Genomic DNA, 7328 nt, shown 5'->3' on the forward strand with positions numbered 1-7328 from the left:
AGGACGTGCAAATGACCGCCACCACCGGTGCGCCCAGTATCTTCGAGGCAGGACTTCCCGCGCTCGAGTATGACGTCACCGAATCGCCGCACGCGGTCTGCGACCGGATCCGGGCGGCACAGCAACGGGCGCCGATCGCCATCGGTCCGCTCGGTCCCGAAGTGCTCTCCTACGATCTCGCCCGAAATATTCTGCGCGACACCCGGTTCGTGATACCCCCGGGCCTGCATCTGAGCGCGCAAGGCGTGACATCAGGTCCACTCTGGGACAGGGTAGTCGGGAGCATCATCTGTGCGGAAGGCGCCGAACACCATCGGCTGCGAAGCCTGGTATCACGGGCATTCACGCCGCGGGCCATCTCGCGTCTGGACGAAACGATCGGCGAAGTGATCAACGAGCTGATCGACGGCGTTGCCGCCGCGGGCCGCTGTGACATCGTCACAGATATCGCCCGGCACTATCCCATTCCCATCATCTGCGCCCTTCTTGGTGCCCCACGCGCAGATTGGACGCATTTTGACCGATGGGCCGAAGAGATCTTCAAGATGGTCAACTTCTCGGTCAATCTTGTCGACGAAATGCCGGCCGTCCTTCGCGGCTGGGCCGAGCTCGACGCCTATGTCGATGAGATGGTCGCCGACCGACGACATCATCTGACCGACGACCTGCTCTCCAATCTCATTCGTGCCGAGGACGACGGCGACCGGCTCAACGCCGACGAATTACGTTTGACGGTGGCCGGTTTGCTGCTTGCGGGCACGGATACCACCCGCAATCAGGTGGCCGCTTCCATGCAGGTGCTGCTCGATCACCCGGATCAATGGGCGCTGCTACGCGATCACCCAGAACTGGCCATGGCGGCGGTCGAGGAGAGCATGCGCCACTCGCCCGCCGTGTGCAACACCGTCCGCACCGTGCACGAGGACGTCGAGTTGGGCGGATACACCTTCCCGAAGGACACCTACATTTTTGTGAATTCCTTTGCCGCCAACCGTGATCCCGACATCTACCCGGATGCCGATCGCTTCGACATCACCCGCAAGGGCGCGCCGGCGGTGTTGACCTTCGGCGGCGGCGTGCACTACTGCCTCGGCGCGAACCTGGCCAGACTGGAGCTGGCCGAAGGACTGAAGATTCTGGCGCGGCGTATGCCCGATGCCCGCCGGGTCGGACCTGCTCCATGGAAGCCGATGCTCGGCATGAGTGGACCGATAAGTCTGCCCATAGAGTTCGGCCCGCGACGATGAGCGACTCATCGCGGTTGCATCACGTCGTGTTCGCGGTGGCGCGTGAACGGCACGACGCCGTGGGAGAACTGTTCAGGGAGCTGGGTTTCAGCTTCGAAGCCATCAACTTGGACGAACTCGGGCTTCGAGTGCTCTTGGATTGGAATCGGGGCATCGAGCTGATCAGTCCGAACCCGGGATCGACCGCTACGGTGGCGACGTCGGTGCGCGAATTCCTGGCGAGCAATGGTGACGGTGTTTTCACGGTAGTGGTCCAGGTTCCCGGAGCGTCGGCAGCGGAGAACATTGCCCAGCGTTATGGCTCGACCACCCGCTTCCGGCAAGGCTTCGAGGGTGACGGCAACTATCTCGAGGAAATCGACCTCTCGGTGTTCGGCCTACCGCTCACCTTTCTGTCTACCAACCTGCCATGAGCGTTCTGAACGCCCTACCACCCGAGTTGAATCGTTGTCAGCCAGAGGTATTCGCGAGACACCAGTGAAAGGAACAAGGGATGGCCGAGGCTCACGACTCCCAGGGGATTCCGGTGCTCGACTCGACCGATCTGCCCATGGCGCTCGACCGGGGCACAGGTTGGTCCACACTGCGGGAAGCCGGCCCGGTGGTGCTGAGTGACGGCTGGTACGCCCTGACTCGCCGCGCGGATGTGCTTGCAGCACTGCGCAATCCGAGCGTATTTTCTTCCAAGAAAGCATTCGAGGTGGTCGGCAGCCCGCTGCCGCTGGTGCCGGCGGCGTTCGATCCCCCGGAGCACACCCGGTTTCGCCGGATTCTGCAGCCGTTCTTCAGTCCGCATGCGCTCGCCGCGATCCTGCCGTCGATTCAGGCCCAAGCGATCGACATCATCGACTCGATCGCCGAACGTGGCGAGTGCGAGGTGATGTCCGAGCTGGCGACTCCATATCCGTCGCAGGTCTTCCTGACGCTGTTCGGACTACCGCTGCAGGATCACGAGCGACTGATTCGGTGGAAAGACGCCATCATCGAACTGAGTATCCCGAATGCCGCTGGCGAATCCCCTGATCTGACACCGGCCCTGGAGCTGTTTTCCTACCTCACCGAGGCTGTCGCCGAGCATCGGCAGGATCCTGGCGACGATGTTCTTTCCCAAGTGCTGGTGGGCGAGGAAGCGCTGACCGACGACGAAGCCCTCGGCATGGCTTTCTTCTTCGTCCTCGCGGGTCTGGACACCGTCACATCGGCTATCGGGGCGGCCATGCTGGAGCTGGCCCGCCGTGGCGACCTGCGAGCGTGGCTGTGTGAAAACCCAGACCAAATAAGCGTTTTCGTCGAGGAGATCGTCCGATTGGAGTCGTCGGCTCCGGTCGTCCCCCGGGTGACGACCGAGGACGTCACCGTAGCCGGTATCACGTTGCCGGCCGGCTCTCGAGTGCGGCTCTGCCTCGGCGCGATTAACCGGGACGGCAGCGACGCGACATCCGGCGATGACCTCGTGGTGGATGGCAAGGTGCACAAGCATTGGGGCTTCGGCGGTGGTCCGCACCGTTGCGTGGGTTCGCATCTCGCCCGCATGGAGATGAACGTCGTCGTGACCGAATGGCTAAGCCGCATTCCTCATTTCGAACTTGCGCCCGGATACCGGCCCGAGATCACCTGGCCATCCCCAACCAACACATTGCCCCAGCTACCACTGCGAATTCTTGCCAGCGAGACCTAGCCATTTAGCACCGAGCGTTGACTTGTTGCGGAAGATCACCACGTTTTGGCCCGACTACCCGACGCTCGGTGCAAGCTCAGAGCACGTGAATCTCGCCGGTAGCTCCGTCAACCTCGACCAGGGCGCCCGGCGGCAACGACTTGGTAGCTCCGTGCACGTCGACCACACACGGGAAGCCGAATTCGCGAGCCACCACCGCGGCGTGTGACATCGGGCCGCCGAGTTCTGTCACCACTGCCGCCGCGTAGCAGAAAGCCGCCGTGTACCCGACGTCGGTGACCTCCGCGACGAGTATCTCGCCGGGTTGCAGATCATCGATGGTCTCGGGCCGCACGATGCGCACCCGGCCGCGCACCCGTCCCCCGCACACGCCGACTCCGCGCAAGGAGTCGCCGCTGGAAAGTACCGGCGACGACGTGGCGGACGGCTCCCAGTTCCCACTGAATACCGTCGGCGGAGCGACGGCGGCCAGCCTGCGCTGTTCGGCTCGGCGCCGGGCCACCAGTCCCGCAACGTCGGCCGGCAGCGCGTCGAGTTCGTCGACCAGTAGATAGAACACATCGTCGATGGTGTCCAGGATGCCGGCGTCGACCAGCCGGCGCCCGTACTCGCGCAGCAGGCCACGCAGCACCCAGTTGGCCCGGACCACTTTGTCGCGACGAGCTTCACGGTCGCGGAGTTGGTGTGCCGCCAGCTGCGCTACCGGCTTGGCCCGCAAGGGAATCCGCGGATGCCGCGGCTGGGGCGCGCCAGGCGCACTCATTGCCCTGGCCACCATCCGGACCAGCAACTCGGGATCGTCGGCGTAGCTGGTCGACAGCATCTCGAGCTCCGCCGGACCACGATGGCCGATCAACGCCAGCTCGGCCAGCACCGCGGCGTGAAATTCCGGCGCGTCGACGGCGAGCTTGTCCAGCCGCTCCCCCGGTTCGGTCAGCAACCGAACCACGTTTGGATCACGCTGTGCCGCAATCACCAATCTATGCATGGCCTCCACCGAACGCGCACTGACCAACTCCGGACCCGCGGGCGCAGAGGTGTCTCGCCCGCATAGCCCGCGCAGCAACACATTGAACGCAGCGCACAGCATGAATGACGCCGAGGCCAGCACCCAACCCTGCACAACGTGGTCGCGTGCCAGCACGATCAGGCTCAGCAGCCGGCGGTCGTCGAGTTCGGTGACATCGTCGGCCAACCGCTCCAGGCGATCGACATCGGCAATAAAATCGTGGGTATCGTGCGACGCCCCAGCGCTCAAGCCCACCAGATTGACGCCGAACACCCCGATATTGCGCCCGTTGCGCAGTAGCTTTCGCGCCCGGCTGATTTCGGCGGGACGCTGCTCACCGAAGACCGGCAGCGAAGCCATGCTGGGGCCGAAGAACCCGCTGTTGCTCACGATCATCGACGGTTTGGCGAACGGCACGGTTTCGGCCATGAAGTGCGCCGACGTGATCGCGCCATACAACCGGTGGGCGAACACCGCGACGGTGCGCATCGCGATTTCGCGCTGCACCATGCCGCCCGGCCGCAGCCGCTCGGCAATGATGGCGCCGCCGGCGCGCAGCCCGCGCACCGTCGCCGACGCCGATGACGGCGAAAACGGGCCCGGCAGCGCCTCGGACAAGTTGGTGGCCAGAAAGGTGGGAAACCGCGGATCAATCGGAGTGTCGAACTCGCCGTTAACGCCCTGGGGGCCGGCCAGTTCGGGACTCACACCGTCATCCGCGGCCGCGTCGACGGCGGGCAGGTCCGCAATGTTGGCCAGTCGCCACGGCAGCGACACGACACGCTTGCCCAGTGTGATGCGGCCGCGCACCGCAAGCGCGAAATCCTCGATGCATTCGTCGCAGTTCCATGCCGGCCGGAATCCCCACTGCTCATGCAACCGTGAGGTATCCATCAGCGGGGCGGTTCGGACCAGCTCCAGGTCGGCGACCGCAGCCAGCCGGCTTAGCCGCAGTACCGGCCGGCCGAGCCCGGCAGCGATTTGACGAAATGTCTGCTCACCTGGAGCGGCGAGATTGATGGGGCCGCTGGGGATTTCGGCGTCCAGGACGGCGCGGTTGAAGAGCCGTAGCGCATCCTCGAGGTGGACGACCTGCATGCGGCGATCGGCAGACCCGTTGGGGAATGCCGGCAAAGCCAGCAGCCCGCGTACCCAGTTGTCAACGTTGCGACCGACGATGAGCGCGGAGCGAATCGCGACCCACTCGGCGTCCGATGCGCCGAGCAGGTCTTCGACGCGGGCCTGATGCACACCGTCGGTCAGCACCGGAGCCATCGGCGCCTGCTCGGCCTGCGGCGCGTCTGCCCGGCCATAGACGTGTGCCGAGGACGCGAAAACAATGCGCCTGGAACCGGTCTCGGCCATAGCTTGCAGGACGTTCAGTGTTCCCCCGACGTTGACCTCGTGGCCGATACGTTCGTCCAGGCCGGGGCTACGCTCCCAGGCGAGATGCGCGACGACGTCCGCGCCGGCAATGCCGCGTTTGACGGCTCCCGCGTCCCGGATATCCGCCTCGATGAAATCGGCGGCGCTCGACCAGCTTTCCGGCCGGCGCCGGGCGATGCCTACGACCTCGTGCCCCTGGCTGAGCAATCTGCCGGCAAGACCGCGGCCGAGCACACCACTGGCCCCGGTGACCGCGATTCTCACTGACTGCCGACTTTCATGGCTATTCGTCGTCGTCGTCGTCCATCAACGCCGCATTGACCAGGGCCTCGAGGTCCATGTCCGCGATGTCCTTTTCGGTGCTCACGCCAGCGGCTGCCGCCTGCGGGGTGCCGTCTTCGGTTGCCAACGCGAGCAACAACTCCAGCACCCCCGCCTGCCGGAGTCGCTTGACCGGAATCGACCCCACCACACGCTGAATGTCGGCTTCGCCAGGGGCGGCGGGGGCGCTTTGCTCCGAAGTCCCCACGAGCTCTTGGTGCATGTAACCGGCCAGCGCGGCGCAGTTGGGGTAATCGAAGATCAGCGTGGGTGAAAGTGCGAGACCGGTAGCGGACTTCAACCGGTTACGCATCTCGACAGCGGTCAGCGAGTCGAAGCCGAGCTCCTGGAACGCTCTTTCCGGATCGATCGAATCGGGGCTGGCGTTGCCCAGCACCGTGGCGATGTTGGAGCGCACCAGATCCAGCAGAACCGCGTATTGCTCATCCTCGGGTATACCTTCGAGACGTTGCAGCAGAGCTGATTTCGACTTCGCTGCGGCCAGCGAGTCGTCAACCTGGCGCCGGGTCGGCGCGTTGATCAGATCAACGAACATCGGCGGCAACGTTCCCCCGTCGAACTTGACCCGCAGCGCCGCAAGGTCGATGTGGGCGGGCAACAGGAACGGTTCGTCGACGATCAGCGCGGTGTCCATCAATTCCAGTGCCTGATCGGAGGACATCGCGACGATGCCGTCGCGGCCGAACCGGGCACGGTCGGCGGCGCCCAGCGCACCGGTCATGGCACTGGTCTGGTCCCACAGGCCCCAGCCCAGGGACATCGCCGGCAACCCGTGCGCACGCCGGTGCACGGCCAGCCCATCGAGGAACGAGTTGGCGGCCGCGTAGTTGGCCTGACCCGACGCGCCGGCCAACCCGGCCATCGACGAAAACAGAACGAAGGCGGACACATCGAGGTCGCGGGTCAACTCATGCAGGTTCCAGGCCCCATCGACCTTGGCCCGCAGCACGGCGTCAACCCGTTCCGGGGTCAACGAGGAAATCACTGCGTCATCGAGCATCCCGGCCGCATGAATCACGCCGGACAGCGGCCGCTGTACCGGGATATCAGCGATCACCTTGGCCAACGCCTCGCGATCGGCCACGTCGCAGGCCACCACCTGCACCTGGGCACCCGTCGCGCTGAGCTCGGTCATCAATTCCGCGGCCCCCGGCGCATCCAGGCCACGCCGGCTCACCAAGACCACGTTGCGCGCACCACGGCGAGAGACCACGTGGCGGGCCAACGCCGACCCGGCCATGCCCGTCCCACCGGTGATCAGCACGGTGCCGGCTGCCAGCCCACTACCTGGCCCAAACGGAACCGTCATCACGACCTTGCCGACGTGGCGGGCCTGACTCAGGTAGCGCAACGCCGCCGGCGCGCGTCGTACGTCAAATCTGGTCACCGGCAACGGCCTTAGCACGTCGTCGCCAAACAGTGCGGCCAGTTCGTCGAGCATCTGCTGAATGCGCTCGGGACCGGCTTCGAAGAGATCGAAGGCACGGTACCGCACACCGTGGTGTTCCTCGGCGACCTCGCCGGGGTCGCGGATATCGGTCTTGCCCATCTCCAAGAAGATCCCGCCGGGAGCCACCAGCCGCAGGGACGCGTCAACAAAGTCGCCGGCCAGCGAGTCCAGCACCACATCCATGCCCCGCCCGGCGGTGACCGCACGGAACTTGTC

At 65.2% G+C, this 7328-nt stretch carries 5 protein-coding genes; 3 read left to right on the top strand and 2 right to left on the bottom strand.

Annotated elements, in window-relative coordinates; genetic code table 11:
- The first annotated feature begins 11 nt into the window (after positions 1 to 11).
- From ACZY0B_RS08820 to ACZY0B_RS08830, 3 genes are all read left to right on the top strand, one after another.
- A complete protein-coding gene (locus ACZY0B_RS08820) occupies positions 12 to 1247 on the top strand; it encodes a cytochrome P450 (protein WP_463763704.1) in 1236 nt (411 codons plus the stop codon).
- Entirely contained in the window at positions 1244 to 1660 is a 417-nt protein-coding gene (locus ACZY0B_RS08825) for a hypothetical protein (protein WP_463763705.1), read from the top strand. Before ACZY0B_RS08820 ends, ACZY0B_RS08825 begins: the two co-directional genes overlap by 4 nt.
- Positions 1661 to 1740: 80 nt before the next feature.
- On the top strand, positions 1741 to 2925 hold the full coding sequence (locus tag ACZY0B_RS08830) for a cytochrome P450 (protein ID WP_463763706.1): 1185 nt from the start codon (positions 1741 to 1743) through the stop codon (positions 2923 to 2925).
- A 76-nt stretch (positions 2926 to 3001) separates the two neighbouring features.
- Here ACZY0B_RS08830 and ACZY0B_RS08835 read toward each other — a convergent pair whose 3' ends face one another.
- Positions 3002 to 5584 carry a sugar epimerase family protein gene (locus ACZY0B_RS08835; RefSeq protein ID WP_463763707.1) on the bottom strand — a complete coding sequence of 861 codons (2583 nt, stop codon included), beginning with the start codon at positions 5582 to 5584 and terminating at the stop codon, positions 3002 to 3004.
- Positions 5585 to 5603: 19 nt separating this feature from the next.
- Positions 5604 to 7328 (bottom strand): SDR family NAD(P)-dependent oxidoreductase (locus ACZY0B_RS08840; RefSeq protein WP_463763708.1); only part of this gene is annotated, 1725 nt, incomplete at its 5' end.

Source organism: Mycobacterium sp. IDUB_19 (genome assembly GCF_055419445.1).

What these genes read in the sequence shown, in the direction of transcription:
- ACZY0B_RS08825 (WP_463763705.1), top strand. Translation starts at nt 1,244, where the DNA reads ATGAGCGACTCATCGCGGTTGCATCACGTCGTGTTCGCGGTGGCGCGT.
- ACZY0B_RS08830 (WP_463763706.1), top strand. Translation starts at nt 1,741, where the DNA reads ATGGCCGAGGCTCACGACTCCCAGGGGATTCCGGTGCTCGACTCGACC.
- ACZY0B_RS08820 (WP_463763704.1), top strand. Translation starts at nt 12, where the DNA reads ATGACCGCCACCACCGGTGCGCCCAGTATCTTCGAGGCAGGACTTCCC.